Raw genomic sequence first — 25,974 nt, 5'->3', positions numbered from 1 at the left:
AACGGTCAAAGCCTTTAAGACGTCCTTGCCTGTGTCTTTTGACTAAACAAGCCATTTTGTCCTTTTTGTGTGTCGTACACCGCCAAAGGTGGTTCAAAATAGGGAAGGAGTTGGAAGTATTACTGTAGAGTTTTATTTCCTATTCCAAAACGCAGAAAATAAGCCGACCTCTTCAGCGGCTTATTTTCTATATCTACATAACCGTGCGCGGTTCTCTTACAGTTCCTTCTCCATTTTGCTTAAACATTTCCTGCACTTTTTCTACAGCTTGCGGTGCCAAGTCGAGGATTTTATCAATGAGATGTGTATTCTCATCAAGATGCAGCATTTTAACGCCGCTGCTGTTTACGATAAGAAATGCAATCGGCGTAATGGAAACGCCGCCCCCGCTTCCGCCTCCAAACGGATGCTTGCCGCCCGCTCCGCTCTTGCCGAATTCACTCCCTCCGGCCGCAAACCCGAATCCTACTTTAGATACAGTGAGAATTACACTTCCATCCGGTGACTCAATGGGGTCACCGATGATGGTATTTACATCAATCATCTGCTTTAAGCTTTCCATGGCTGTTGTCATCAGCCCTTGAATCGGATGCTCTGCCATCATTTTACCCCCTTATATCCGTCGCCCCTTCATCTACAAAAACGGCGCGATGTTTTCGAATGTAACGAAACAGCTTGAGGCCCGCAAGCAACGCTTGTCCGACGCGAAAAGAAATCATGCACTCAAGCTCTGTCGTGGTAATCTTTCCTTGAAACACAGGAACCACATCAAGCTCCGGCGTTTTCACCAGCTTCATATAATGACTGATTAAACCGGTCACCATGCCTTTTACTGACCATACATAACCCGCCAATATACCGGTACTTGCGGCATCCCCTGTACCAAGGTGCGATCGCCACAGAAATTTCTTCACTTTGACTTTACGAAGAAAATCCTTACTGATAGTATGGATGTCCCCCATACTTTTTATCAGTTCAGGTAACTTTTCAAGCCATTCTGAAAAAAAACGAGTTTGTTTTTCCTCCTCGTTCTCATCAGGAACAGGTTCTTTTTTGGTTTCTTTCTTCTGTTTCTTTTTTTCTAACATCTCAAGCACATTAAACGTATAGTGAATAAACCATATACGCACCTGTACGAACACCCGTTGTTCTCCCGGCGTATAGCAAGCCATTATTATAATGGAAAGTTTTGTTATAAAAATAATGAAACAAAGCAATATAAAAAACGCAGGTATGATTATAAGCCACTGCATACACGCTCATCCTTTCATTCCGTAACCATTATCGACGGATTAAAAGAGAAATAAACCCTGCATAAACAGAATAAAAATACTAATTTTTCTAAAAATTAAAGAGGGAATTTTTGTTTAATATCGAAATATAGTATACGAATGCAATTTTTATGACATCAGTGGAGGGATTTAGCATGACAGATCGTCGAAAGTTATATTTCTTTTATGAGGAACAAAACAAAGCACTCCTTGAACGGATGCAGCCTATTTATCGTATTTTAGAAGAAAAAGGATTCACAATCCTGAATGAGCCTAAAAACGCAAATGCGATTATAAGCGTCGGCGAAGACGGCACATTTTTGCAAGCGCTTCGAAAAACGGGATTTCGTGATGACTGCTTATATGCTGGTGTTTCTATAACAGACGAAACGTCCTTCTATTGTGATTTTCACATTGACCAAGCGGAAAAAGCAATAGAGGAAATCACAAATACAGAAATTGAAGTAAGGAAATATCCACTCATCCATGTTACAGTCGACCACGATACATCGTTCTATTGCTTAAATGAATTTTCTCTTCGTTCTAGCCTTATTAAAACGTTTGCGGTTGATGTGTACATTGACGATTTGCATTTTGAAACGTTCCGCGGCGACGGGCTTGTCGTATCTACGCCAACAGGCAGTACCGCTTATAACAAATCCTTGCACGGCGCTGTAATAGATCCTATGCTTCCTTGCTATCAGGTCAGCGAGCTCGCGTCTTTAAATAATAACAGCTACCGAACGCTTGGTTCTCCGTTTCTTTTAAGCGGCAATCGAGCTTTGACGTTAAAAATTGTACAAAATGACAACGATTACCCTGTAATGGGGATGGATAATGAGGCACTCAGCATTAAACATGTAGATCAAATCGTAATTAGGCTGAGCGAGAAGGGCATTAAAACGGTAAAATTAAAAAACAATTCCTTCTGGGAGAAGGTACAGCGGACATTTTTATAAAAATAACGAGGCAGCTTCTGCCTCATTATTTTTTGTATACGATTTCGCCATCCACAACCGTCATAATGACTTCTGTATAGATTATGCCTTCAGGCTGTATTGTAAATAAGTCGCGATCTATAATCGTAAAATCTGCCTCATATCCAGATGCGATGATCCCGCGGCTGTTTTCTTTATAAATCGCCGATGCACTGCCGGATGTAAACAATGAAATTGCCTCAAACATCGTGAGCTTTTCTTCTGGCAAATAGCATGCCCCGTCAAAAAAACTGCGGCGCGCGACAGATCCATATATACCTAAAAATGGGCTTATCGCTTCAATCGGCGCGTCAGATCCGCCTGCACATACGAACCCTTCATCCAGCAGCGTTTTCCATGCATACGCATAACGAAGCCGTCCCTTGCCCAATTTTTCAATAACAGACGGGAAATCAGATGTGATAAACGCCGGCTGAATATCCAATACGACTGATAGATGCTTTGCCCGATCAATCAAGTCCTTGCGCAGCACCTGACAATGAATAATTCGATCGCGCTGTCCTTCTTTTGGCGGATGCTGCTCAATTGCATCTACTACGTATTCAAATGATAAATCGCCGATTGTATGAATGGCTATCGTCAAATCCATACTCCGCGCTTTCTCCACGAGCCTCGCAAGCTCGTCTCTTTCAAAAACGGCAACTCCGTGCGTGCTCGGCATATCAGCATACGGCTGACTCAGCAAAGCGGTTCTGCCCCCAAGCGATCCGTCGGCAAAGATTTTCATCGCCCCAAACTCTATGTAGCGCTTGTCTTCATAGTGTGCCAACTCATCAATCACTTCATGATGTACAAGCAAATGAGCTTTAAATCTTCTATTTTGCAATCCTTTTTCAAAGGCTTGATAAGCGCGCGCAAAACCGCCGTAATAGTTTAAATCCTCTGTATGACAGCCGACAAGGCCGTTTTTCCAGCAATCCTCCACTGCAATCTCCAATGCTTTTTGCAAGTATTCCTCTGTTTGCTGCGGTATGATATCATCGAGTAATTCCTGCGCCCGCTCATATAGTAAACCGTTCAGCAGTTCATCAGCATCCCGACCGATTTTTCCTCCTTTTGGATCTTGTATCTCCTCATATATCCCTGCATTTTCAAGAACATATGAATTCACAAGCATAACATGACGGCACATGCGCTTTAACAAAATCGGATGTACAGAAGAAACGTCATCCAGCTCCTTCTTATGAACGTCCTTCCTATCGGAAAATGCATTTTCATTCCAGCCCTCTCCAATAATCCATTCCCCTTCAGGCGTTACGGCAGCTCGTTCTCGTATAAGCGAAAGCATTTCCTCATACGATCTGCAGGAAGACAAATCAAGCCGCAGCAGCCGTTCTCCATGACCGACGAGATGCATGTGACTGTCTGTTAAACCAGGCAGCATCACACTTCCTTTCAAGTCATGCTCTTGTTCGATTGTATGCCTGTCATACAATTCTTCCTTTGTGCCCATATCCACAATCATGCCGTCCTGAACAAATACCGCTTCTATTGTTTCCCCTTCGCGGCGCATTGTGTAAATCGTACCGCCGTACCAAATTTCTCCCATGTGCCCTCCTCCTCTTTTCTCTAGTATACAAAGAGAAAAGCAGACAAAAGAGTCTGTCTGCTTGAACTCGTTAATTTTTTGCTGTCTCCAATTCGCGTTGGCGAAGCTCAATCCGGCGGATTTTGCCGGAGGCGGTTTTCGGCAGCTCGCTTACAAACTCAATTTTACGCGGATATTTGTACGGCGCTGTCAACTCTTTTACATGCTGTTGCAGCACCTGGATTAACGTTTCTTCGCTTTCCGCTATCTCCTCTTGTAAAACAACGAATGCTTTTACAATGTTTCCTCTAATTTCATCAGGACTTGCGACAACAGCGCATTCTTTTACGTACGGATGCTTTACAAGCGCATCTTCTACTTCAAAAGGTCCAATTGTATAGCCGGAGCTGATAATAATATCATCGCTGCGGCCTTCAAACCAGAAGTAGCCGTCTTCATCCATCTTTGCTTTGTCTCCTGTGATGTAATATTCACCTCGGAATTGCATTGCTGTACGTTCTTTGTCTTTGTAATAATGCTTAAAGAGAGCAGGCGTGCTCACGTGAACAGCAATATCACCCACTTCCCCCGCACCTACAGGCTCACCGTTTTCATTGACGATTTCTACACGATTTCCGGGCGTAGGCTTGCCCATAGAACCCGGGCGTGTTTCCATTCCGTTCATCACGCCTACTAGAAGTGTGTTTTCTGTTTGACCGTAGCCGTCGCGCACTGTCACGTTAAAGTACTTACGGAATGTATCAATCACTCCGCGGTTTAGCGGCTCACCGGCAGACACAGCGCTTCGAAGAGCGGACAAGTCATATTGCTGCAAGCCTTCCACTTTCGCCATGAGCCGGTATTCTGTCGGCGTACAGCAAAGGGCATTCACTTTGTTATCGCTTAAAAGCTGCAAATAGGTTTTCGGCTCGAATTTGCCGTGATATACAAAGCCTGTTGCACCGGATCCTAACGTTGCAAGGAACGGACTCCAAATCCACTTTTGCCAGCCTGGGCTTGCAGTTGCCCATACAACATCTCCTTCTTGGATGCCGAGCCAATTAGGAGCGCTTGTACGCAAATGCGCATAAGCCCATCCATGCGTATGAACAACGCCTTTCGGATTTCCAGTCGTTCCGGACGTATACGATAAGAACACCATATCGTCTCGCTTTGTAGGAGCCGCTTCAAGCAAATCACTCTCTGTTTTCAGCTTTTCAGAAAGGTTTATCCATCCCTCTACTGAACAATCGCTCAATACGAATTTGTGTAAAGAGTTCATCGCTTCAATTTCGTCAAACTGGCTGATATAAGGCTCAGAGCTTATAATTGCTTTCACTTCACCGTGCGAAATCCGGTATTCAATATCTTTTTTGCGAAGCATTTCAGAACTTGGAATTACAACAAGACCTGCTTTAATCGCACCAATATATGTCATATATGCTTCAATCAAACGCGGCATCATCACAAGAACTTTATCTCCTTGTTTCAGTCCTTGCTTTATAAAAGCGTTTCCAATTTTATTTGCACCGCTCATCAATTCATAATATGTAACTTGCTTCTTTTCACCTTGTTCGCTTTGCCAAAGCAATGCTATGTTTTGCGGATTTTGGGCATACTTTTCAAATTCCCGGACCAAGTTATATTGTTCCGGTGCAATTAATTGTTCACGGTCCATTTTTCATCCCCCTCTATTTCTTTCTCCCTCCTTTTCATCATAAGAAATATTCTGTATATTTTGAACAATATTTCATTGACAAATTTCTTTGTTTTTTTACATACATATACAATAACCAGATAATTATATATATATTACGACACGAAAATAGTTAATAATTTACATATTTGTGACAAAAACAATACGAAAAAGAGAGCGGGGAGAAGTCCCGCTCTCTTAGCCAATGTATATCGAATTACTTTTGGAATCCGCCTAATTGTGACTCAGCCATAGATACAAGACGCTTAGTAATTTCGCCGCCTACAGAACCGTTAGCGCGAGATGTAGCGTCTGGTCCAAGGGTTACGCCGAACTCAGAAGCGATTTCGTACTTCATTTGGTCTAAAGCTGATTGAGAACCAGGTGTAACTAGTTGGTTTCTTCCTGCCATGTGTGTTCACCTCCTTGTGAGTATAGAGTGTGAAAAAACACATAACTTCATTCAAAATTTTTATGGTAATTTATGTTAAAATAAATCTTGAAATTCTTCTTTTGCTTCTGTATCTGTTGCCTGTACAATCATCTTTTCCGCGTTAGCGATTGCTTCTTGAATAAGCGGCTCAAAATCATAAAATGCTTCAAACCGATTCGCCTTTTCACGCTTCGGCTTTGTTGAAGGATTTGGAGGCGTGAAAATAGTACAGCAATCCTCATAAGGGAGAATGGAAATATCGTACGTATCAATGTCACGTGCAATCTTCATAATTTCCAATTTGTCCATCGTAATAAGCGGGCGTAAAATCGGATAGTTTGTTGCCTCATTGATAGTATGCATGCTGTCGAGCGTTTGGCTCGCTACTTGACCAAGACTTTCTCCTGTCGCAAGCGCCAAAACACCGCGCTCTGCCGCAATGCGTTCTGCAATCCGCAGCATCATCCGGCGCATAACCGTCATCGTATAGCTGTCTGGTATTTGTTTATGAATCGCTTTTTGCATCTCTGTAAACGGCACAACATGCAAGGTGATACGCTTGCAGTAACGAGTAAGCTGCTGTGCCAAATCTACTACCTTTTGCTTTGCCCGCTCGCTTGTAAACGGCGGACTATGAAAATGGATGGCTTCTAATGTTACACCGCGCTTCATTGCTAAGTATCCGGCTACCGGACTGTCAATGCCGCCGGATAACAGAAGCATTACTTTGCCTCCGGCGCCAACTGGCAATCCGCCTGCACCGGCACGCTCTTCACACATAATATATGTAAATTCAGGACGAACCTCAACCCGTACATTTACATCCGGATGATGAACATCTACTGTAATATTTTCTGTATTGCGTAAAATGTGTGCTCCCAGTTCTCGATTCAGCTCGTTTGTCTCCATGGGAAATTGCTTATAGGCACGGTGAACAGATACCTTAAAAGTATTTACGTCTTTTTTCACTTGCAAAAATGCCGCAAGTGCCCCTTGCTTCATGTCCTCAAATTCTGTAGGAACCTTCATCGCCAGGCTGAAGCTATGAATGCCGAAAATGTGGCGAATCCGCTCTGACACAGCCTCATGATCTTCTCCGTTCAGCTTAATGTACATGCGGTCTCTCGTGGCCTCAAACTCTAGTGCCTGAAATTTCTTTAAACGATGCTTAATATTGTCCTTTAAAATAGTCACGAACTTAGAACGGTTTTTGCCCTTTGTAGTCATTTCGCCGTAGCGAATTAAAATCTGATCGTATTTCATTGTATTTACCTCGTTACTTCATATAATTTTGATATTGTTGTTTGTATAATGACTTTAAACTGCTCTATTTCTTCCATCGTATTTTGATTAGAGAAGCTGATTCGGATGGCACTCTCCGCTGCCTTTTGTCCAAGCCCCATCTCAAGAAGAACATGACTCAACTCTTTCGCTTTAGACGAGCAAGCAGATTTTGTGGATACGTATATACCTCGTTCTTCTAAAGCATGCACTAAGACCTCAGGCTTCAAACCTAGAAATGATACATTTAATATATGGGGAGCAGATGCTTTCGGCGTATTGATTGCAGCCCTTGGCACAATAGAGAAAAAGGATACGAGTTCTTCTTTCATCCTATGCAGCTTTTGTCTTGTCTCTTCTTGTTTCTCTAATGTCATCCGCAATGCTTTTGTCATTGCTACAATGCCCGGCAGATTCTCTGTTCCAGAGCGGTAATATTTTTCCTGCTGCCCGCCTGACAGAATGGGATCAATAGCAACCCCTTCTCGAACATACAGAATGCCGGTTCCTTTGACACTATGGAATTTGTGTCCGGACATCGTACAAAGATCAATATGGGCTTTTTTGAAATCAAGGGGCACTTTCCCGATTCCTTGTACATAATCTACATGAAACACAGCTTTTGGATATTGCTGCAGCAGCCGTCCGATTTCTTCAATCGGCTGAATAGCTCCCATTTCATTATTGACATGCATGACAGAAACTAAAATCGTATCATCTCTGAGGGAGCGTTTCAACTCTTCGACACTCACAATTCCCTCTTTGCCCACAGACAGATACGTTACTTCAAATCCAAGCATTTCAAGCTGCTTAAAGGCTGCTGATACAGATGCGTGCTCAATGCCTGTTGTAATGACATGCCGTCCGCGTGAGCGATGCTTAATCGCAGTTCCTTTAATAGCAAGATTATTTCCTTCTGTTCCCCCGGATGTAAAAATAATTTCTGTCGGTTTCACGCGGAGGAGCTGCGCTGTAACCGAGCGTGATTGTGACAATAAACGCTCTGCTTCGGCTCCAATAGCATGAATGGAGGACGGATTTCCGAAATATTTTTCAGCAACCGTCATATACGATTGCAGCACCTCAGGATATGGTTTTGTTGTTGCACTATTATCAAAGTAAATCATCTTTTACTGCCTCCTGTTGGAATACGGGCTATTTATGCGGTTAGTTTTTGTTCGTTCCGCAAACGCCATACTAAAGACGCTAAAAAACGAAAAACAAACCCCTTATCAAAGGGGTCTACTCACTCTTCACAAACTCCTCAATTTTCTGAATCACGCCAGGCTCCACTTGGTCCAGAACAGAAGCAGCCTGCTCCAATGCCGCCCCGTACTCGTACTGACGAAACAGCTTTTCTGCGTGCTCCATTTCTTCGGCAAGCCTTCCGCTTTGGCTTCGATAGCGGTTACCGTATTGAATAATTTTTTCCACAAGATTCGCTTGCTCAATCAGCTCTTTTGTCGCATCATACATTCCGGCCACAAGTGTATACCCTTCCTCTAAAGCTGCATTTACCGCGCCCATATTCAATGGTTTATACTCAAGCTGCTCGTATACCTTTTGCATGGAAATTTGCGCTTGTCCCAACCCTTTTATTATATCTTCAGGAAGACCCGGCAAATTTGATTTTTGGATAATACGCTTCGTTTCTATCATCGTTTTACGCATTTCCTTTAAAGTTTCCCTTGATTGAAATTCTTCTTTACGCAACGCCTGCAGCATATCTATATATTCCTCATGCAGCTGCTCTACTGCTTCAATTTGACGTCTTATGTCCTCAAGCTCCTCACGAATAACAGAAAAAGCAATATCTTGTTCCGCTATGCGGAGCTGCAGAACGTCAAACCTCTTAATGAGCACATTCACTTGCTTTTCCACATATTTCTGCGCTTCTACATCATCATCGCTAAGCTGGTAGCTTTGCTTTACGAACTGGGTCTCTTCCCTCGTCTGCAGCGCTTGCTCCCGAAGCTGAGTGATTGATTCATGCAGGATAACTGCATCTTGTTCGGCATAATACTTTGAAGTGACCTCTTTTTCCAGTTGGTCGTACAACAAATCCAGCTTGTTTTTTAACAGCTCGACCCGCTCTTTTGCCTCATCTACGCGAAGCGCTTGAATGTCATCAAGGCCCTCCTGTATTTGTCCATACATATCGCGTATTTCCTTTTCTATTTCCAAATGATCCAGAACATAGCCTTGCCTTCTCATCTCTTCATATCCTTGAAACAAGTCTTCCAGCTGTGCAGGGAGGTTTGTTTGATACTCCATCTGCAAATCAGGAACTTCATGCAGCAAGGTTTGCATGTAGGCAATTCCTTGTTCAAGACTTTGTACAATATCACGCGCTTCTAAGTAGTTTCCGTTTGCTGTTGCTTCTTCAAATAACTGAAACCTTTTGTGCTCGTCATCCAGCAGTTCCTCCAGCTTTTTTTCAACCAAACTGAAGGTATGTCGATATGCCAAAATATTCTTCTTTATCTCACGATATGTACCTCGAACCAGCTCAATTTCAGAAGTGTTTTTCGCATGGCTGTCCAATAAGTTTTGCAGCTCGTTTAAAACACCGCTGATACGCTCATCTGCTTCTGTCAGAGAACCTCTCGCTTGTTCCATGGCAAGGCGCGCTTTTCGAAATGAAAATCCTGCAACTGCCCCTTCTGCATCCTGCAGCTGCTTTTCTGCTTGCGGTATCACAGTCGCGACCATTTCATCCCATTCATTTCGCCATTTTCCAAAAAGTTCTTCCGTTTGGCCTGTCATATTAAGTTCTTTTACTTTTTTCAATTCATCTGCTACAGGCTTGTCCTTCAGTTCTTGCTTCCAGTTCTTTAATTGCTGCAATTCTTTATATGAACGATTTCTTATCACGAGCTCTATCATCAAAAACAACAAAATAGAGCTTACTACTATGATAATGACCGTTAAAAATGAATCCATTCAATAGCCTCCTCGTTCTCGTTTTTTCCCCGCTCCGTTTTGAAATGGAAGGCGTAATCTATATAAACGTATATTTGCAATTATGGTCAATGTATTTATGATACCATGTAATACCATATTTTTGGCTTAAATTTTTTAGAATTTTTTTTGTAATACCGTTTATTTCAAAAAAGAATCCTTCGCGGTCATGAAGGATTCTTTTACACATTTTAAGAGCGGCAGAAGTTATATGGCTCTTAAGTTTGTCCTTTATAAATGAAGAAGAGTCGGATAGCGGTCCTGCTTTTTCGGCTCCAGCGCTTGCTCAAGCCAGCACTCTAACTCTTTTGCATAAGATCGGGTAAAATATTCTTCTGAAGGAAATACGTGAAGCACCTCAGAAATATATTGCGGATATAAATAAGGAACACTAAGCATGCCCTTTAATTGAGACATAAACACAGAGAACAGCACTTTGCGGAATTCGCCTTGCTCAATGCCGTTTTGGATGATCGTTTGGAAGTAATATTTTTCCCGCATAAAATATGTCGTCATTATTTCGCGAATGAGCATACTATCAAGGGAGATTTCACGATAGAAAAAACGAGTGAGGTGGCGGTTTTCAGACTGGTAGCGCAAGATGTCCCGCACCACCATAAGCAGCATCTCTTTTGGAGATAGAATGGCTTGCATTTCAAACGCTCTCTCCAAAATCCCAATGTACCCTTCCAAAAAATCAGTAACCAAATGCTCCAGTAATCCTTGCTTGCCCGAGAAATAATACGAGATATTAGCAGCATTTACATTGGCTTTTTTGGCAATGTCCCGCACCGACGTACCGTTATATCCTTGCGTATTAAACAAAAACACAGCAGCATCAATGATTTTTTGTTTGGTGCATGTCATTTTTACTCACCCTTTCGCCAAGCGTCTCCCGCCTCTTCATTCTAATTTCTTGACTTTTAAGACAAATTCCTTTAACTTTCTATCGACAAAGTCGTAGGAATTCTACGGTTTTCTTCTACAATTTTACATATAAAGGGGGCATTTCCATGTTTTCAACACAATCTTACGGCGGTACACGCGAACAAAACTATGAATTGGTCATTAAACAATTGGATGCATTGCTTACCGGAGAATCCAATATGATCGCGAATTTATCTAATGCTTCTGCACTTTTAAATCAATTTTTAGAAGACATCAATTGGGTAGGGTTCTATTTGACAGAAGGCACGCAGCTTGTGCTTGGACCATTTCAAGGACTTCCTGCATGCGTACGAATTCCATTCGGAAGAGGAGTTTGCGGCACTGCGGCACAGACAAAAACAACGCAGCTTATAGAGGATGTACATCAGTTCCCGGGTCATATCGCTTGTGATGCAGCTTCTAACTCTGAAATTGTTGTACCGATGATAAAGGATGGAAATATAATCGGCGTTCTCGATATTGACAGTCCCAGCAAAGGACGCTTTGACGAAATCGATCAAAAATATTTAGAAAAATTTATAGAAACTTTGCTGAAGCATATATGATTTTATAAAAAGAACGCAGAATTTTATAAATTATCTTCGAACAAAGAGTCCGAGCTGTCCTCGGACTCTTTCGTTCTTTAGTTAGCACAACGCTGCAGCTAAATCTTCCGCTATATCCTCCCAAGCTTCTAGTCCGACAGACAGACGCAGCAAGTTATCCGTGATACCCATTTGCTCCCGCACGTTTTCCGGCACAACTGCATGTGTCATAGTAGCTGGATGCTGAATAAGTGTTTCTGTATCTCCAAGACTAACTGCAATAGTAATAAGGCTGAGGCGATTCATAATCTCCTGCGCTTCTTGCTTTCCTCCTCGCACTGTAAAAGAAAGCACGCCGCCGCCCTTTGTCATTTGCTTTTTGGCAATATGATAATCTGGATTTTTTTCATCAAACGGATAATATACTTTCTCTACGGAAGGATGATTCTTTAGAAACTGCGCTATTTTCCATGCATTTTCAGAATGGCGCTCCACTCGCACAGCTAACGTTTTCAATCCCCGTAAAAGCAGCCATGCGTCAAACGGTGACATGATGCCTCCTGTATCTTTGCGGACAGGCTTCATCTGCTCCGCTAGTTCTTTCGTTTTGCATACTACCACACCTGCTACAACATCGCCGTGGCCGCCAATGTATTTCGTTGCGCTATGCAGTACAATATCACACCCGAGCCCAAGAGGTGTTTGTAAATATGGAGAGCAAAATGTATTATCTACCACAACAAGCCAGCCTTGTTGTTTTGCTATATTTGCAACCAGTTCAAGATCGATAAGCTTCATAGTCGGATTGATCGGTGTTTCCACAAATATGACTTTTGTATTTGCACATGCTGCGAATACAATATCTTCTTCTGTCTCCATATCGCAGAGCGTATGCGTAATACCGAACCGTTCTTCCAGCATTTCAAGCAGCCCGTATGTGCATCCGTATAATCCCTTAGAACAAATAACATGATCTCCCGCTTTCAAAAGTGAAAACAGCGTTGTGGACACAGCAGCCATACCCGAACCGAACGCAAGCGCAGCTTCTCCTCCCTCCAGAGCCGCCATGCGTTCTTCCAAAATATGCACCGTCGGATTGCCGAGACGGGAATAAATATAGCCGTCTTCCTCTCCGCTGAAGCTTTTTTCCCCATGCTGCGCTGTTTCAAACGTATACGTAGACGTTTGAAACAGCGGCGGCGTCAAACTGCCGGCGTAGCTTCTTGTATCGTACGCGTTGTGAATCAGCATCGTCTCCATATGGTGCTTTTTCATTACGGTGAATCTCCTTTCCATATACAACATCCTCCGTTCGCTTTATCTTATGTAAGCGTTTTCTTTATGGTTCATCGACACATTCCACATAAACTAACATAATTCCTTCTTGTTTTTTCTCCCAAAACTTCCCTTTATATATGCATAAGGAAATTATCTTGACTCTGTTTGTATATCAGGATATAATAGCCTTTGTGTAAAATATGCAGCCTTTGGGAAGGCGTTTATGTTTGTATTTTGTTCCTCATGTGAGGTGTATCGAGTAACTCCCTGCTGCTGGAGCGAGGATGCATGAAAACAAAATACACGTAAGCAAATCTCTCACGTCTGTTTTTATTTTACGAAAATAAAAACATTTGGAGGAATCAACATGTCCCGTTATACTGGTCCATCTTGGAAACTTTCTCGTCGTCTTGGTATCTCTCTAAGCGGCACAGGTAAAGAATTAGAAAAACGCCCTTACGCTCCGGGTCCACACGGTCCTGGCCAACGTAAGAAATTATCCGAATACGGATTACAATTACAAGAGAAGCAAAAGCTTCGCCACATGTACGGCGTAAATGAGCGTCAATTCCGCCGCACATTCGATGCTGCTGGCAAAATGTCTGGTAAGCACGGTGAAAACTTCATGATTCTTCTTGAATCTCGTCTTGACAACCTAGTTTACCGTATGGGTCTTGCTCGCACTCGCCGTGCAGCTCGCCAATTAGTAAACCATGGTCACGTTCTAGTTGACGGCAGCCGCTTAGATATCCCATCTTACCGCGTGAAGCCAGGTCAAACAATCAGCGTTCGCGAAAAGTCTCTTAACCTTTCTGTTGTTAAGGAATCAGTAGAAGTAACTAACTTCGTACCTGAGTACCTAAACTTCGACGCTGACAAGCTTTCTGCTACATTCACTCGCCTTCCTGAGCGTTCTGAATTACCAGCAGAAATCAACGAAGCTCTAATCGTAGAATTCTACTCTCGTTAATGAGCAAGAAAAGGCTGGCCCGTGCCGGCCTTTTCTCATGCAAAAAAGCTTGGACAACATGTTGTCCAAGCTTTTTTGCATGAGAATTTATAAAATTTTTGGGGATGTCTAGCCCCTACAGCCTGCTCCCGCCTGCAAAATAACCTTCCCCGGATAAAGGAGCGCCTTTTTGGTTGGAGAACCTCAGTATCCGGAGCTGAGCGAGCCGGTTCCGCTTTTCTTATTGGGATTCTTTAGCTGGAAATTCCGTTTTTCCGCCAAGCGTATAGTTTGCCACCTTTGTAATGGAGCTGTTTGCGAAAAAATAAAATTCTCCGTCTACTCCCTTTATCTTCGTTACTCGGAGCCCGACTTCTTCTACTATCCCTTCTATATCATTGATTTTTACCAAATCTCCTACAGAAAGCTGATCTTCGAAAATGATGAAAAATCCGGTCACAACATCCTTCACTAAGTTTTGTGCCCCGAAGCTAATAGCGAGACCCACTACGCTCACGCCAGCAAGAAGAGCTGTGATTTTTATACCCAACGCGTCTAAAGCCGTTACAGCCGCGATGAAATAAATCACATATACCGAAATATTTTGGCAGAGCTTTGTCAGCGTAGCTTCGCGTCTCTCGCTGGGCCGCATCATCGGTGTCTTGGATCGGAGCTTGAATATTTTTTCGATTGCAATTTTCACAAAATGAATCACAATTCTCGCAATGATGAAGATAAATATAATTTTTAAAAGTACTCCTCCTAAAGCTACGAGCTTTTCGGGACTAATCACATATTTATTGAACCATTCTGCAGCATTCATGATGAAATCTCCTTTCAGTAAAATAGAAAAAAGCGTAAGGGCTGCTTACGCTTTTAGTTTTTAATACTTAATTAAGAAATATTTCTTCTTGCCGCGGCGAATAATTGTAAATTGTCCTTCGATACGGTCTTCTCCTGTTAATACACGATCCAGTTCCTGCGTACGCTCACCGTTTACATAAACAGCGCCATTTGCAATATCTTCACGTGCTTGACGCTTGGACGGGGAAATTTTGCTGTTTACAAGCAAATCGATTAGCGCAATATCTTCTCCCTGATGCTCGTAAGATGGCACGTCCTTAAAACCTTGCTTGATTTCAGCCGCTGTTAATTCCGCTACAGAGCCACTGAATAATGCCTGGGAAATTTTAATTGCCTGCTCCAACGCTTCTGCGCCGTGCACAAGCTTCGTCATTTCTTCCGCTAACGCTTTTTGAGCTGCACGCTTCTCTGGTGCTTCTAGCGTCTGCTTTTCCAGCTCTGTAATTTCTTCGTGAGACAGGAATGTAAAGAACTTTAAGTATTTCAAAACATCACGGTCATCTGTGTTAATCCAGAATTGGTAGAATTCATAAGGCGTCGTTTTTTCTGGATCCAGCCAAATTGCACCGCCTTCTGTTTTACCGAATTTCGTACCGTCTGCTTTTGTTACAAGCGGCACTGTTAATCCAAATGCCTTCGCATCTTCTTCCGATTTACGAATTAATTCCATACCGGCTGTAATGTTGCCCCACTGGTCACTTCCGCCAACCTGAAGCTTGCAGCCGTAAGTTTGGTATAGATTTAAGAAGTCGTACGATTGCAAAATCATGTAGCTGAACTCTGTGAAGGAAATACCGGACTCCAAACGGGATGCAACAGAATCCTTCGCCAACATGTAATTTAAACCAAAGTTCTTTCCAATATCACGCAAGAATGTGATAACATCTAAAGAACCGATCCAATCATAGTTGTTTGCGATAATGGCAGGATTTTCCTCTTTTTCGAAATCAAGGAAGCTGGAAAGCTGCTCCTTAATGCGCTGGCTGAACATCGCAACTGTTTCTTTTTCATTAAGCTGACGCTCTGCTTTTTTACCGCTCGGATCACCGATTAAACCAGTTCCCCCGCCGACAAGCGCGATCGGCTGATGCCCAGCTTGCTGGAAGCGGCGCAAAATTAAAATTGGCAGCATATGTCCGATATGCAGGCTGTCTGCAGTTGGGTCAAATCCGCAATATAATTTTACTGTTTCCTTTGAAAGAAGCTCGCGTAAGCCTTCTGCGTCTGTTTGCTGATTAATAAGTCCGCGGAACTCTAAATCCTGTAAAATATCCATTGTTTTCACTCCTTTAGAAAAATAAAAAATCGCCCCTCCAAAAAGGGACGATTGAATCATCGCGGTACCACCCTAGTTGTGACACAAGATCACCACTTCGTTTCTATAACGGCTCTTCACCGTCTTTTTCCTCCAAAGCTTATGCTCTATTGAAAAAAGATGCTCCAGGGTGTAATTCATGATCACCTATGTACTGATTTGCACCATCCACCAGCTCTCTATAACAGGGAAATGATCACTACTTTGTCCTTTCAACGCGCGGGTATTCATATATACTACCTTTTATAACATTATTTCCATACACGTGTCAATGTCCTGACGAAAACAGATTCTGCAAAACGCAAGCGGAGTATGCGATACCTCATAATTCTTTCTGCAGACAGGATTTTTTAAATGTACAGAGAAATACAACAGAAAAGCGGTATTTTCCTCTATAATAGCAATAGAAAAACAGAAAGAAGGTGTTTTCAAAATGAGTACAATTCAGCTTGTATATTTAAGCGTAGGCAAGCCAAAAGTCATGAAATACGGCAGCGGTCAAGAAATGACGACTGGCATATGCAAGGAAGCTGTAGAAGAGGTATTTCTTTCAAAGGCTGGATTTCACGGTGATGACGTCGCTCACAAGCAGTTTCACGGCGGACCGGACCGGGCTGTTTGCATATACTCTCATGAACATTACACTCTATGGGAAAACGAATTTGGCGTACAGTTCCCGGACGCTGCTTTAGGAGAAAACTTGACAGTCACTCACATGCTCGAGAAAGATGTCTGCATAGGAAATACATATCAAGTTGGAGAGGCCATTATTCAAGTTACGCAAGGCCGCATTCCATGCAATACGATTTCCAGAAGAGTCGGCATTCCTGAAATACTCGGCAAAATTGTAGAAACGGGATACACCGGCTATTTATGCCGTGTGCTGAAGGAAGGATATGTGAGAAAGGATTCCCCAATCACTCTTCTTGCACGCCATCCGAAGCAGGTTTCTGTTTTATTCGCCAATGAAGTTTATTTTCAGCGCCCAAAAGATGCGGATGGAATACGGAGGATTCTTGAAGTGGAAGAGCTTGCGGATGTGTGGCGAGAGAAATTGGAGGGACGGCTGGAAAACTAATTAAATGAACCTCCCCCACTTACTCGCTTCCGCTCCTTGAAGTGGGGGTATTCTCACCTAATTTATGATAAAAAAGCAGCCTCTCTGCTGCTTTTCATCACTTCTTTTCCTGCACTTGTCCAATGAAACGAGAGTCTTGCTGTTCTCTTTCCAGCCATTCCGTAAACTCTCTTAAAAATTCTTCCTGCCCCATATGAGTGTAAAGCGTACCTTCTATTTTTAACTCAACTCGTTTGGCAGGCTGCGCACGATGCGTTGCAATCCGCTTCATGATTTTTTCATATTTATCCATCGTTTCCACTAAGGATTCCTTGTCATCACTTCTCATTAATACTCCTCCTTTTCTCTCATTTTATCAGAAGACGCAGTGAAAAATGATAGAAATAGATGTAAAATGAAAAGTTGATGTATTCAAATATAAATAGAAACGATAGAAAAAGCTCGAACATAACGTTCGAGCTATATACAACTGAATAAAAAAAACGTCTTTTTACAGTGGAGCGAGAGCATTCGGCGACGTGCGGAAGCGGTCAAACCCTTGTAGTGGTCCATGCAAGGGTAAACCATAGATAGGAAGAAAGCGCCGATGCCGTTTTGCTGTACACAGCACATTGAAATGTCGAAATCATAAATCATTCATATATATCTTGTTCAAACCGCTGCCTAGCAGGCATAAAATTTTCCTCTTAATCTTCCATAGTAGAAAGATCACCAGTAGGCAAGTTTAATTCCCAAGCCTTAAGCACACGGCGCATGATTTTACCGCTTCGTGTTTTCGGAAGCTTGTCCCTGAACTCAATTTGACGCGGCGCCGCATGAGCAGCTAAACCTTTCTTTACAAACAGACGGATATCTTCAATCAACTCTTCGGATGGCTCATGGCCTGCACGAAGAGCGATGAACGCTTTAATGATTTCGCCGCGTACCGGATCCGGGATGCCGATTACGCCGGCTTCTGCAACTGCCGGATGCTCAACAAGCTTGCTTTCTACTTCAAAAGGACCAACGCGCTCGCCCGCGGTCATGATGACATCGTCAATGCGTCCTTGGAACCAGAAGTAGCCGTCTTCATCCATATAAGCTGAGTCGCCGGATACGTACCAATCTCCAGGCATGAAATAAGATTCATACTTTGCAGAGTTGTTCCAAACTGCGCGCATCATAGACGGCCACCCTTTTTTGATAGCCAGGTTGCCCATTGTGTATGGAGGAACTTCATTTCCTTCATTGTCTACGATTGTAGCCTTGATGCCAGGGATAGGCTTACCCATGGAGCCTGGACGGATTTCCATGCATGGATAGTTGCAGATTACTTGTGCACCTGTTTCTGTCATCCACCATGTGTCGTGAATGCGCAGATTGAACACCTTCATGCCCCAGCGCACAACCTCAGGATTTAACGGTTCTCCTACGCTCATAATATGGCGAAGAGAAGAAAGATCATATTTTTTCAACGCTTCATCTCCGGCACCCATCAGCATACGGAATGCAGTTGGCGCGCTGTACCACACTGTTACGCCGTAGTTTTGCAGTGTTTCATACCATGCATCCGGGCTGAATCGTCCGCCTAGAATTACGTTGGATGCTCCTGTTAGCCAAGGCGCAAAAATACCGTAAGATGTTCCTGTTACCCAGCCTGGGTCAGCTGTACACCAGTATACGTCATCTTCTTTTAAATCCAGCACCCATTTTGCTGTTTGATAATGTTGAATCATAGCGTTTTGTACGTGCAGAATACCCTTCGGTTTACCAGTAGAGCCGGATGTATAGTGAAGAATCAAGCCGTCTTCACGCCCAAGCCATTCAATATCAAGCTTTTTGGGCGCATTTTCAAACAGCGGATTGAAAGCGACGGTTTTACCGCCTTCCTCTACGTTCTCTCCTACCAGGAATACTGTTTTCAACGCAGGAAGATCGTTAAACGGAACGCGGGATAAAAGTTCCGGCGTAGTAACAAGCACCTTCGCCTCACTGTCCTCCAAACGGTCGCGGACCGCTCCTTCCATGAATGCTTCAAATAAAGGACCTACAATCGCACCAAGCTTTAATGCGCCAAGCAGCGCAAAGTATAACTCCGGAGAGCGCGGCATAAAGATGAATACACGGTCTCCTTTTTCGACATCCCCATACGTTTTCAACACATTTCCGGCTTGATTCGACAATTCCATCATTTCTTTAAATGTATATTTTTCCTTGCGCGCTCCATCTTGATAATATAGAGCGACCTTGTTCTTCAGGTGGGATTTGGCATGCTTATCAATTGCTTCATATGCCATATTTACTCGTCCAGTTTCATACCATGAAAAGTTTTTCTCCGCCGCTGTCCAGTCAAAGCTGTTATACGTTTCTTCATAGCTAAATAGATTATTTTCTCCTTTAATTACAGGAAGCGCTTCCACTTTCATTGTAATGTTTTCCCTCCTCTTAGCGAATCTATCATCTATTATAATAATATTTTTTAAAATTTTCAGTATTTTTCATTATTTTTATACAATTATTTACTGACAAATTTCGATTCACATCGCGCTCATTATACGCTACTATTGATGTGAGAATAGCTTCACAAAGCCTTTTAAAGGTGGTGAAAATGATTGATCCATGCAAAAGTATACAACGCCAAAACAGTAAAAACTTCAAAAGGAATCCTCATCATAGAAGGCCCGGTGCCGACCCGCAGCCTAGAACTCTACGAATTTCACAAAGACCTTGTCGCTTTCAGGACGCCCGAGCAGCAGCATAAAGCGATTATAGAGATTTCCAAGCTTCCGGAGGCGCGAATCATTGTGGCACGCCTTGAACATATGATTATCGGATATGTAACGTATTTACATCCTGATCCGCTAGAACGCTGGTCAGAGGGAAATATGGACAATTTAATCGAACTCGGCGCTATTGAAGTCATTCCTGAATTCCGCGACTTCTCTGTCGGAAAAACCATGCTTCATGTCTCCATGATGGATGACAATATGGAGGACTATATCGTCATCACAACTGAATATTACTGGCACTGGGACCTAAAGAGAACAGGACTCAACGTTTGGGAATATCGAAAAGTAATGGAAAAGATGATGAATGCCGGCGGCCTCGAGTGGATGGCAACAGACGACCCGGAAATTTGCTCACATCCTGCCAATTGCCTTATGGTTCGCATCGGAAAACGCGTCGGCCAAGGCTCTATTCAACAGTTTGACCGGCTGCGTTTTCAAAATCGTTTTATGTACTAAGAAGGGGGTGATACCAATGATTGTCGAAGAAATCATGAATCCAAACGCTACAACGCTAAGCCCTGCAGACACGATTGAAACAGCACTCCGTACACTGGCAGCAAAAAGCATCCGGCACATTCCGATTGTGAACAAAGAACATGAAATAGTAGGCATCATTTCCGACCGCGACGTACGCGACGCCTGTCCTTCCATTCTCGACCAAAGCGTATCCATGGACGCACTGAAGCAACCTGTCGAGCGAATTATGACAAAAAGCGTCATCACATGTCATCCGCTTGATTTTGTCGAAGAAATTGCAACCATTTTCTACGATAATAAAATCGGATGTCTTCCTGTCACAAAGAAAGGAAAGCTAGTCGGTATTATTACGGAAAAAAACGTCCTGCATACGCTTGTTGAATTAACCGGCGCACATCAGCCTGGCTCTCAAGTGGAAATAAAGGTGAAAAATGGACCCGGCATTTTAAGTAGAGTTGTTGAGGTATTTGCGAAACGAAACGTAAACATCGTTAGCATCCTTGTCTATCCAGACAAAGATGAACATCACAAAGTATTAGTTTTCCGCATTCAAACGATGAATCCCCTAAAAATCATTGAAACGCTGCGCGAGGAAGGCTACGATGTACTGTGGCCGAATGTAACGGGGATTTCATAATGGAAAATGTATTTATTTACTCCGATGAGTTTCAGGACTATCACTTTAGTCCTGACCATCCTTTCAACCAACTGCGCGTCAAGCTCGCATTCGATTTATTGAACAAAGGGGGATTCATTCGTGAATCGCAAATTCGTCCGCCTCGCACGGCCACGGACGAAGAGATTGCACTCATTCACGATCAAGAATACATCAATGCGATTAAACAAGCGGGAGAAGGAAAGCTCGACAAGCAATCAGCATTGCAGTACGGTATCGGCACAGAAGATACACCGATATTTGCAAACATGCACGAAGCAAGTGCGCTTCTCGTCGGAGGAACCTTAACGGCTGTAGATTACGTATTAGAAGGAAAAGCGGAACACGCACTAAACTTGGGAGGCGGCCTTCATCACAGCTTCAAAGGCAAGGCTTCCGGCTTTTGCATTTACAATGACAGTTCTATCGCCATTAAATACATGCAACAAAAATACGGCCTTCGCGTCATGTACATAGACACAGATGCACACCATGGGGATGGGGTGCAATGGTCCTTTTACGACGATCCTACGGTTTGCACCGTTTCCATCCATGAAACAGGACGGTATCTGTTTCCCGGCACAGGAGCAGTAAACGAGCGAGGACAAGGTGCGGGCTACGGTTATTCGTTCAACGTTCCATTAGATGCGTTTACAGAGGATGAGTCGTTTTTGTATGCCTATCGCAACGTAATGCATGAAATAGCTGCATATTTTAAACCAGATGTTATTTTGACGCAAAACGGTGCCGATGCTCATTATTATGATCCGCTTACGCATCTTTACTCTACCATCAAAATTTATAAGGAAATTCCGAAAATCGCTCATGAAATTGCTCATCAGTATTGCAACGGCCGCTGGATCGCAGTCGGCGGCGGCGGTTATGACATATGGCGCGTCGTTCCGCGAGCGTGGTCACTCATTTGGCTGGAGATGAACAACATCCGTGATGTATCGGGTATGCTGCCTCTTGACTGGATTGAGGAGTGGAAGGATAAAGCAGTTGTTCCAATTGCGATGAAATGGGAAGATCCGGATGATATGTACAAGCCGATTCCGCGGAAGAAGGAGATTGAGGAGAAGAATTATTTGACGGTGGCGAAATCTCTTCATATTATTCGAAATAATATGAAGAATATTATTTATTAGCGAAAGAAGAGGAGGCAGCGAGATGCCCCCTCTTCTTTGCACAACTATTCATCTACCAGTAATTTACTTTGATTTGAAATGAGCATTGTACTATTATACGTTTTATATTTATTACTATATAAGTCCACTTTGTTCTTCCGACATATCTATCGTTTGCCACGTAGAACAAAAGGGAAACTGTGCTCGCTCCCTCTCTATGATTTACCCCTGCGTGGGCCGCGAAAAGGGTTTGACCGCTTCTATATATAAATGAATTGTAATTTCAACATTTCCATGTGCTGTGTGCAACCAAAAGGAAGTATGGTATGCTTCTTCTCTCTGGTTTACCTTGCATGAACTACTACAAAGGTTTGACCGCTTCTGCACGTCGCTAGATGATCTCTCCTCACTATCAAAAGACGGTTTTTTTATTCACTTGTATATACGCTTAGTCGGATGCTCTCTCTCCCCTAAAAGAAAAGTTTTTATGTCGATTTTTTTAGTTGCATTTATATAAAAGCATGGCTATTAAATTTGATATTTCCTTAAACGATATTGCAAACTTTGTCTACTCATTCCTAATGCTTTTGCCGCTTGTGCGATATTACCTTTGCTTTCTTCTAATGCTTGCTTAATATAGTACTCCTCTGTTTCTTTAATTTTATACTTTAACTGCTTCAATGTATGTGATGTATCTTCTTGATTTATATCTTCATCCATATGAACAGCAGTAGGCACTTGTTCCGCTTTATGCTTTACTTTCCTGTATAGAAGCGCAGGTAGATGATCCACTCTCATGATTCTCTCATCTTCCATCAAATTCATGGCACCTTCAATAGCATGTTCCAGTTCTCTAACGTTACCAGGCCAATCATGGTTGTGAAGGACTTCTTTTACACTGTTGTCCATATCTGTTACTCTCATATCAAATAATCTATTATATTTCCCAATGAAATGATAAGCCAACAGTAAAATATCTTCTCTTCTTTCCCGCAATGTTGGGAGAAATAAAGTAACAACACTAAGTCTATAGTATAAGTCTTTCCTCAAACGGTTATTTGCAATTGCTTCAATAGGGTCTTCATTGGTTGTAGCTATAATCCGTACATCAATCTCTATTTCCCGTATATCACCAATTCTCCGTATTTTTTTCTCTTGTATTACTCGTAGTAGCTTAGCCTGAAGAGCCGGGCTTAGAGAATTGAGCTCATCAAGTAATAATGTACCGCCGTTAGCCTCTTCAAATAGGCCTGGTTTATCCATAGCGCCTGTAAAAGCCCCTTTTTTAGTACCGAACAAAATACTTTCCATTAAACTTTCAGGTATGGCAGCACAGTTTTGGGATATGAACGGCTTATTTGCTCTGCCACTTTCATTATGAATACTTTGCGCAAATACTTCTTTTCCTGTTCCGGTTTCCCCCACGATAAGTATGGAAGAAGGTGTTCTTGTTGCTTTTTTAGACTCCTCAATTATAGATAACATTGCTTCAGAGTCTCCTATAATATTGTCAAAGTTATATCTGCTGTTTTGTTTTTGGAGAACCCTTGTTTGTATGTGTTTTTTTAATTGAGTAATATCCTCTACAATTTCAACAGCCCCGTTAATTGTTCCATTTTTCTTAATTGGAAATGTATTATTGATCGTAGTAATTTCCTTACCTTTATTATTAAAGTAAGTTTGTTTTATATTCTTTCTCACTTTTCCCGCCCTTAATGCTTCTAATAAAGTACTACTTTGGTTTTTTTCAAATGAAAACACATCTAGAAGGTCTTTGTGTAATACATCCTTACTATCCATTGACTCAATTTCCATCATCCTCTTGTTATAAATAATAGTTTCTCCCTTTTCGTTAACAACATGAATTCCAACATCTATTTCATCAAGAATACTTAAAAGTAATTCGTTCATTTCAATTAAACTTTCTATATTTAAATCTTTCGTATCCATTATAAAAAGCCTCCTTTTCATCTTATATTTTTCTTTTTTTCTATTTTATTGTTCTAACTCATGAATTGCAAATAATGTTTGCATATTACCATCTAAACCTTCTGTGATTAGCAAAAATATTTTGCTCGTTTCCATTTAAACATTTTTCGATCAGCAAAAATATTTTGCGAAATAGGACATGATACTTGCATTATAAATTAATTGAAAATAAAAAAATATAAAATAATTCAAACTTATCTTAACCTGATGCTCTCTCCCCCTAAAAGAAAAGTTTTATGTCGATTTTTTTAGTTGCATTTATATATATCTAAGCAAAATAAAAAGCCGGCTTATGCCAGCTATACTTAACACATCACTTATCGGTAATTAATTAGAAAAGCTGACTATACATAGTCAGCTTTTTGATTTGTATTTAGCACATAGCCTTATTTCTATATTCAGGACATAATATAAAAAGTCGCTATCATGTTTATATCGATTTTCTTCATATAAACGTTTCGCAGTATGGTTATCCGTAACTGTTTGCAGTTTAATTCCTTTTGCTCCTGTTTTTTCTGCATATTCTTTGGTAGCTTCTGATGGTTCTTACATGTACTGTACCTTAGACTGCGTTTGATGTCCCCTGAGATTTTGGCAAGGTAAATCCTTCCCCAAACACATCACGTACATCATGTATAACTACAAATGCTTTTTTGTCTATACTATAAATAATCTTCTTTAACTCAAATAACTCTTGTTTATTAATCACTACATATAAAATTTCTTTTGATTCCCTTGTATAACTGCCATGAGCAGAAAAAACAGTTACTCCTCTATCCATATCTTCGTTTATTCGTGTTGCGATAAGAGCAGCACGCTGAGAAATGATCGTAACGGCTTTTCTTGAATCTAATCCTTCAATGATATAATCAATTACCTTTGTACTGATAAAAATTGAAATAACCGTATACATTGTCTTTTCAGCACCTATTACAAAATAAGCACTGCATACCACTAATAAATCGAATAGCAGCATGGATCTACTAATGCTCCAACCTAAATACTGATGAGTAAGCCGAGCTAAAATAGCTGATCCCCCAGTTGTTCCACCTGCACGTAATACTATTCCCAGTCCGATTCCAGCAAAGACTCCAGCAAAGACAGTACCTAGTATAGTGTCTTTTAAAGATGTTCCTGTCCCTTCTGTTACATGTAAGAACAATGACGTGAATGATATAGCAACAATGGTATACAAAGTAACTCGCTTATTTAATAATTTATAACCGATCACCAGAAGAACCCCGTTTAATACAAAGTTAGTTAATCCAGGAGACCATTTAAAAAGGTAATATAAAATCATAGAAACACCGGTTACGCCACCTTCAGCCAATTCATTCGGAATAGCAAAATCGTTAATACTTATAGCAAACATGAGAGAACCTATCATAATAAGAATTAGTTCTTTAATATAACTTTTCATATTATCTCCATACCTCTATAACCCTTTTAATCTTAGTTATCATGGTAAGATCTCAAACGGTAGCTAAAGCGAAAGCATACTACTAATCATGAGCTATATATGGACCCCAGGGATACTTTGTCGTTAAAAATGCGGCTAACTCTTTGCTTTTTTGTTTTCTTTCTTTACGCATTCTTGCTCGCTCTGGCGCGGTTTCATGCAATTTTTTCTCTTCTTCCGTTTCCGGAATGACTTGTGGAACAGGTGCTGGACGTTTATGTTCATCAAGCGCGACAAATGTTAATAGTGCAGTCGCTGCAATTGTACGCTTGCCGCTTCTTAAGTCTTCGGCAATAATTTTCACAAAAACCTCCATGGATGATGTACCGGTCCATGTCACATACGATTCAAAACAGACTGAATCGGTTGTTCGAA

At 41.9% G+C, this 25,974-nt stretch carries 23 protein-coding genes, 1 pseudogene and 1 other annotated feature; of the genes and pseudogenes, 7 read left to right on the top strand and 17 right to left on the bottom strand.

What is annotated here, in order from left to right:
* Positions 1–193 precede the first annotated feature (193 nt).
* Together ytfJ and H540_RS0111620 are read right to left on the bottom strand one after the other, a co-directional pair.
* Positions 194–601 (bottom strand): GerW family sporulation protein, encoded by a 408-nt coding sequence (gene ytfJ, locus H540_RS0111625; RefSeq protein ID WP_028400796.1) that lies wholly within the window; start codon positions 599–601, stop codon positions 194–196.
* Between the two features lie 4 nt (positions 602–605).
* Positions 606–1,253 carry a DUF2953 domain-containing protein gene (locus H540_RS0111620; RefSeq protein ID WP_028400795.1) on the bottom strand — a complete coding sequence of 216 codons (648 nt, stop codon included), beginning with the start codon at positions 1,251–1,253 and terminating at the stop codon, positions 606–608.
* A 173-nt stretch (positions 1,254–1,426) separates the two neighbouring features.
* Here H540_RS0111620 and H540_RS0111615 point away from each other — a divergent pair, with 173 nt between their 5' ends.
* Positions 1,427–2,230, top strand: a complete 804-nt coding sequence (locus tag H540_RS0111615; protein WP_028400794.1) for an NAD kinase — start codon at positions 1,427–1,429, stop codon at positions 2,228–2,230.
* Between the two features lie 25 nt (positions 2,231–2,255).
* On the opposite strand, the gene H540_RS0111610 is transcribed toward H540_RS0111615, so the two are convergent.
* The 7 genes from H540_RS0111610 to refZ all read right to left on the bottom strand — a co-directional run bounded on the left by H540_RS0111610 (position 2,256) and on the right by refZ (position 11,035).
* Complete coding sequence (locus H540_RS0111610; protein ID WP_028400793.1) at positions 2,256–3,818, bottom strand: amidohydrolase; 1,563 nt, start codon at positions 3,816–3,818, stop codon at positions 2,256–2,258.
* Between the two features lie 70 nt (positions 3,819–3,888).
* On the bottom strand, positions 3,889–5,475 hold the full coding sequence (mbcS, locus tag H540_RS0111605) for an acyl-CoA synthetase MbcS (protein WP_028400792.1): 1,587 nt from the start codon (positions 5,473–5,475) through the stop codon (positions 3,889–3,891).
* 235 nt (positions 5,476–5,710) lie between these two features.
* Positions 5,711–5,905 carry an alpha/beta-type small acid-soluble spore protein gene (locus tag H540_RS0111600; protein WP_028400791.1) on the bottom strand — a complete coding sequence of 65 codons (195 nt, stop codon included), beginning with the start codon at positions 5,903–5,905 and terminating at the stop codon, positions 5,711–5,713.
* Between the two features lie 75 nt (positions 5,906–5,980).
* Positions 5,981–7,189 carry a tRNA uracil 4-sulfurtransferase ThiI gene (gene thiI / locus H540_RS0111595; protein ID WP_028400790.1) on the bottom strand — a complete coding sequence of 403 codons (1,209 nt, stop codon included), beginning with the start codon at positions 7,187–7,189 and terminating at the stop codon, positions 5,981–5,983.
* Between the two features lie 5 nt (positions 7,190–7,194).
* Positions 7,195–8,334: a cysteine desulfurase family protein gene (locus tag H540_RS0111590; protein ID WP_028400789.1), complete on the bottom strand. Its 1,140-nt coding sequence runs from the start codon at positions 8,332–8,334 to the stop codon at positions 7,195–7,197.
* 115 nt (positions 8,335–8,449) lie between these two features.
* Positions 8,450–10,150, bottom strand: a complete 1,701-nt coding sequence (gene ezrA, locus H540_RS0111585; RefSeq protein ID WP_028400788.1) for a septation ring formation regulator EzrA — start codon at positions 10,148–10,150, stop codon at positions 8,450–8,452.
* Positions 10,151–10,399: 249 nt separating this feature from the next.
* Entirely contained in the window at positions 10,400–11,035 is a 636-nt protein-coding gene (gene refZ / locus H540_RS29570; RefSeq protein ID WP_051317081.1) for a forespore capture DNA-binding protein RefZ, read from the bottom strand.
* A gap of 146 nt (positions 11,036–11,181) precedes the next feature.
* Here refZ and H540_RS0111575 point away from each other — a divergent pair, with 146 nt between their 5' ends.
* Positions 11,182–11,661: a GAF domain-containing protein gene (locus H540_RS0111575; protein WP_028400787.1), complete on the top strand. Its 480-nt coding sequence runs from the start codon at positions 11,182–11,184 to the stop codon at positions 11,659–11,661.
* 81 nt (positions 11,662–11,742) lie between these two features.
* Here H540_RS0111575 and megL read toward each other — a convergent pair whose 3' ends face one another.
* Positions 11,743–12,915, bottom strand: coding sequence for a methionine gamma-lyase (gene megL / locus H540_RS0111570; RefSeq protein ID WP_028400786.1), 1,173 nt, complete (start codon positions 12,913–12,915; stop codon positions 11,743–11,745).
* A gap of 370 nt (positions 12,916–13,285) precedes the next feature.
* On the opposite strand from megL, the gene rpsD reads away from it, so the two are divergent.
* Positions 13,286–13,888, top strand: a complete 603-nt coding sequence (gene rpsD, locus H540_RS0111565; RefSeq protein ID WP_028400785.1) for a 30S ribosomal protein S4 — start codon at positions 13,286–13,288, stop codon at positions 13,886–13,888.
* Between the two features lie 220 nt (positions 13,889–14,108).
* Here rpsD and H540_RS0111560 read toward each other — a convergent pair whose 3' ends face one another.
* Positions 14,109–14,690 carry a mechanosensitive ion channel family protein gene (locus H540_RS0111560; protein ID WP_028400784.1) on the bottom strand — a complete coding sequence of 194 codons (582 nt, stop codon included), beginning with the start codon at positions 14,688–14,690 and terminating at the stop codon, positions 14,109–14,111.
* A gap of 60 nt (positions 14,691–14,750) precedes the next feature.
* Entirely contained in the window at positions 14,751–16,007 is a 1,257-nt protein-coding gene (gene tyrS / locus H540_RS0111555) for a tyrosine--tRNA ligase (RefSeq protein ID WP_028400783.1), read from the bottom strand.
* A gap of 40 nt (positions 16,008–16,047) precedes the next feature.
* Positions 16,048–16,271 (bottom strand) — a binding site (T-box leader).
* A gap of 208 nt (positions 16,272–16,479) precedes the next feature.
* Between tyrS and H540_RS0111550 the strand changes: the two genes are divergently transcribed.
* A complete protein-coding gene (locus H540_RS0111550; RefSeq protein WP_028400782.1) occupies positions 16,480–17,124 on the top strand; it encodes an MOSC domain-containing protein in 645 nt (214 codons plus the stop codon).
* A gap of 97 nt (positions 17,125–17,221) precedes the next feature.
* Here H540_RS0111550 and H540_RS0111545 read toward each other — a convergent pair whose 3' ends face one another.
* Together H540_RS0111545 and acsA are read right to left on the bottom strand one after the other, a co-directional pair.
* On the bottom strand, positions 17,222–17,452 hold the full coding sequence (locus tag H540_RS0111545) for a hypothetical protein (protein WP_028400781.1): 231 nt from the start codon (positions 17,450–17,452) through the stop codon (positions 17,222–17,224).
* 358 nt (positions 17,453–17,810) lie between these two features.
* The gene (acsA, locus tag H540_RS0111540) at positions 17,811–19,529 is read right to left on the bottom strand and encodes an acetate--CoA ligase (protein WP_028400780.1); all 1,719 of its coding nucleotides are present in this window, start codon (positions 19,527–19,529) and stop codon (positions 17,811–17,813) included.
* Positions 19,530–19,715: 186 nt separating this feature from the next.
* Here acsA and H540_RS0111535 point away from each other — a divergent pair, with 186 nt between their 5' ends.
* The 3 genes from H540_RS0111535 to H540_RS0111525 are packed head-to-tail and all read left to right on the top strand — an operon-like array spanning position 19,716 to position 22,172.
* Positions 19,716–20,348: a hypothetical protein gene (locus H540_RS0111535; protein ID WP_028400779.1), complete on the top strand. Its 633-nt coding sequence runs from the start codon at positions 19,716–19,718 to the stop codon at positions 20,346–20,348.
* Between the two features lie 16 nt (positions 20,349–20,364).
* Entirely contained in the window at positions 20,365–21,006 is a 642-nt protein-coding gene (locus tag H540_RS0111530; protein ID WP_028400778.1) for an acetoin utilization AcuB family protein, read from the top strand.
* Positions 20,979–22,172, top strand: coding sequence for an acetoin utilization protein AcuC (locus H540_RS0111525; RefSeq protein ID WP_028400777.1), 1,194 nt, complete (start codon positions 20,979–20,981; stop codon positions 22,170–22,172). Before H540_RS0111530 ends, H540_RS0111525 begins: the two co-directional genes overlap by 28 nt.
* A 507-nt stretch (positions 22,173–22,679) precedes the next feature.
* Here H540_RS0111525 and H540_RS0111520 read toward each other — a convergent pair.
* The 3 genes and pseudogenes from H540_RS0111520 to H540_RS0111510 all read right to left on the bottom strand — a co-directional run.
* Entirely contained in the window at positions 22,680–24,101 is a 1,422-nt protein-coding gene (locus tag H540_RS0111520) for a sigma-54 interaction domain-containing protein (RefSeq protein WP_028400776.1), read from the bottom strand.
* 601 nt (positions 24,102–24,702) lie between these two features.
* On the bottom strand, positions 24,703–25,560 hold the full coding sequence (locus tag H540_RS0111515; protein ID WP_028400775.1) for a YitT family protein: 858 nt from the start codon (positions 25,558–25,560) through the stop codon (positions 24,703–24,705).
* Between the two features lie 82 nt (positions 25,561–25,642).
* Positions 25,643–25,974: pseudogene (locus H540_RS0111510) on the bottom strand (acyl-CoA thioesterase); the annotation flags it as partial.

It is taken from the genome of Ectobacillus panaciterrae DSM 19096 (assembly GCF_000430785.1).
Classification (GTDB): domain Bacteria; phylum Bacillota; class Bacilli; order Bacillales; family Bacillaceae_G; genus Ectobacillus; species Ectobacillus panaciterrae.
This window is presented reverse-complemented; position numbering and strand designations above follow the sequence as displayed.

Bases quoted from the DNA above. Each gene is read 5' to 3' on its own strand.
- ytfJ (WP_028400796.1), bottom strand. From the start codon at position 601: ATGGCAGAGCATCCGATTCAAGGGCTGATGACAACAGCCATGGAAAGC.
- H540_RS0111620 (WP_028400795.1), bottom strand. From the start codon at position 1,253: ATGCAGTGGCTTATAATCATACCTGCGTTTTTTATATTGCTTTGTTTC.
- H540_RS0111615 (WP_028400794.1), top strand. From the start codon at position 1,427: ATGACAGATCGTCGAAAGTTATATTTCTTTTATGAGGAACAAAACAAA.
- H540_RS0111610 (WP_028400793.1), bottom strand. From the start codon at position 3,818: ATGGGAGAAATTTGGTACGGCGGTACGATTTACACAATGCGCCGCGAA.
- mbcS (WP_028400792.1), bottom strand. From the start codon at position 5,475: ATGGACCGTGAACAATTAATTGCACCGGAACAATATAACTTGGTCCGG.
- H540_RS0111600 (WP_028400791.1), bottom strand. From the start codon at position 5,905: ATGGCAGGAAGAAACCAACTAGTTACACCTGGTTCTCAATCAGCTTTA.
- thiI (WP_028400790.1), bottom strand. From the start codon at position 7,189: ATGAAATACGATCAGATTTTAATTCGCTACGGCGAAATGACTACAAAG.
- H540_RS0111590 (WP_028400789.1), bottom strand. From the start codon at position 8,334: ATGATTTACTTTGATAATAGTGCAACAACAAAACCATATCCTGAGGTG.
- ezrA (WP_028400788.1), bottom strand. From the start codon at position 10,150: ATGGATTCATTTTTAACGGTCATTATCATAGTAGTAAGCTCTATTTTG.
- refZ (WP_051317081.1), bottom strand. From the start codon at position 11,035: ATGACATGCACCAAACAAAAAATCATTGATGCTGCTGTGTTTTTGTTT.
- H540_RS0111575 (WP_028400787.1), top strand. From the start codon at position 11,182: ATGTTTTCAACACAATCTTACGGCGGTACACGCGAACAAAACTATGAA.
- megL (WP_028400786.1), bottom strand. From the start codon at position 12,915: ATGAAAAAGCACCATATGGAGACGATGCTGATTCACAACGCGTACGAT.
- rpsD (WP_028400785.1), top strand. From the start codon at position 13,286: ATGTCCCGTTATACTGGTCCATCTTGGAAACTTTCTCGTCGTCTTGGT.
- H540_RS0111560 (WP_028400784.1), bottom strand. From the start codon at position 14,690: ATGAATGCTGCAGAATGGTTCAATAAATATGTGATTAGTCCCGAAAAG.
- tyrS (WP_028400783.1), bottom strand. From the start codon at position 16,007: ATGGATATTTTACAGGATTTAGAGTTCCGCGGACTTATTAATCAGCAA.
- H540_RS0111550 (WP_028400782.1), top strand. From the start codon at position 16,480: ATGAGTACAATTCAGCTTGTATATTTAAGCGTAGGCAAGCCAAAAGTC.
- H540_RS0111545 (WP_028400781.1), bottom strand. From the start codon at position 17,452: ATGAGAAGTGATGACAAGGAATCCTTAGTGGAAACGATGGATAAATAT.
- acsA (WP_028400780.1), bottom strand. From the start codon at position 19,529: ATGAAAGTGGAAGCGCTTCCTGTAATTAAAGGAGAAAATAATCTATTT.
- H540_RS0111530 (WP_028400778.1), top strand. From the start codon at position 20,365: ATGATTGTCGAAGAAATCATGAATCCAAACGCTACAACGCTAAGCCCT.
- H540_RS0111520 (WP_028400776.1), bottom strand. From the start codon at position 24,101: ATGGATACGAAAGATTTAAATATAGAAAGTTTAATTGAAATGAACGAA.
- H540_RS0111515 (WP_028400775.1), bottom strand. From the start codon at position 25,560: ATGAAAAGTTATATTAAAGAACTAATTCTTATTATGATAGGTTCTCTC.